This is a genomic window from Halorhodospira abdelmalekii (genome assembly GCF_016583625.1).
Classification (GTDB): Bacteria; Pseudomonadota; Gammaproteobacteria; order Nitrococcales; family Halorhodospiraceae; genus Halorhodospira; species Halorhodospira abdelmalekii.
This window is the reverse complement of record NZ_NRRN01000128.1, coordinates 1-1,110: the sequence shown is the minus strand read 5'-3', so window position 1 is coordinate 1,110 and position 1,110 is coordinate 1. Positions and strand designations below refer to the sequence as shown.

At 68.6% G+C, this 1,110-nt stretch carries 2 protein-coding genes; both read right to left on the bottom strand.

Translation table 11 applies throughout. From position 1 onward, the window contains the following. Window positions 1–630, bottom strand: a 630-nt coding sequence (locus CKO15_RS13765) for a hypothetical protein (RefSeq protein WP_200197396.1), incomplete at its 3' end; no start/stop codon positions are given. 83 nt (window positions 631–713) lie between these two features. Continuing rightward, entirely contained in the window at window positions 714–905 is a 192-nt protein-coding gene (locus CKO15_RS13760) for a hypothetical protein (protein WP_200197395.1), read from the bottom strand. Between the last annotated feature and the right edge of the window lie 205 nt (window positions 906–1,110).

Here is a 1,110-nt window from a genome sequence, read left to right as displayed (position 1 = left end):
GGCGGGTGGTGGGCTGCCAGGTGGCGGCGACTGTTGCGGTGGTGCTGCCGCTGAAACGGGTGCCTCGGGCTCGTAGACCATTTCGGCGCGGCGCCAACGCACTTGGCCGTTGTCGACGAGCAGTGCGGCGTAGAAGGAGCCCCGTGCCCAGTGAACCAGGGTCGGCTCGCGGGTCGCCTGGCCGACCAGAGCGGCGATGGCGACTTCGGCGGCGGTCAGTACCGTGGTGGGGCGGCGGTCGCGCGGCAGCGCTTCGGCGGCCAGGGCGATGTCGTCTTCGGCCATGGCGACGAGGTAGGTCTCTGCTCGCCCTCCGGAGATGCGGGTTGCTTGGGTCCGCAGGCTGTAGGCCTCGGTGAAGACCGATTCGCCGTCGAGGTAGCGGCGGGCGGCGAAGGGGACGAGGCGCCGATTGAAGGCTTCGAGGCCGATGCGCTCGAGGTGGCTCAGGGGCGAGGCGACGCTGGCCCGCAGGTAGGAGCCGGGCTGGTTGACCAGGTCGTCAACGGGGCAACGGCCGCGCTTGATGATGCGCCGGTTGCCGCGCAGCAGGGCGTAGCGCGCCTGCTGGGTGCCGTCCTCGGCGACGAGGCGGTCCATTGCGATGAGTAGGGTGTTGAGCAGTGCCATGGTCTGATTCCTTCCCTTATCCCTGAGGCTGCCGCGTGGTGCTTGGCGCTCTGTGCGTACGCATGCCGCTTACCGTCTACCGTCTATCGTCTACTGTTGTAGGAGCGGATGTAGATCCCGGCGATGGTCGCCACTCCGCCTGCGGTCACTGTGCCCATCCCCCAGAGGACTTGCCGGCCCACTTCCTCCAGTTCCATGCTGGGGTCGACCAGCAGCAGCGAGTAACCGAAGGCGATGGCGGTGACCCCGGCGAGGATGAGTAGTTTCTCTAGCATGGGCTCCGCTCGTACCTTCTGACTCCGCTGGATCGTCGCCCTCCGTGCGGGAGGGCAGGAGCGCGGTTGGCTCGATGAGCGCGCCTGCGTCCTCCGTCGCCCTCCGTGCGGGAGGGCAGGAGGGCGGACAAGCGCCTGACGCCGATTAGGCCACGGCGGCGGGGTGGGCGCAATGCGCGAGGCGTGAACTGGGCGTGAATCGGGG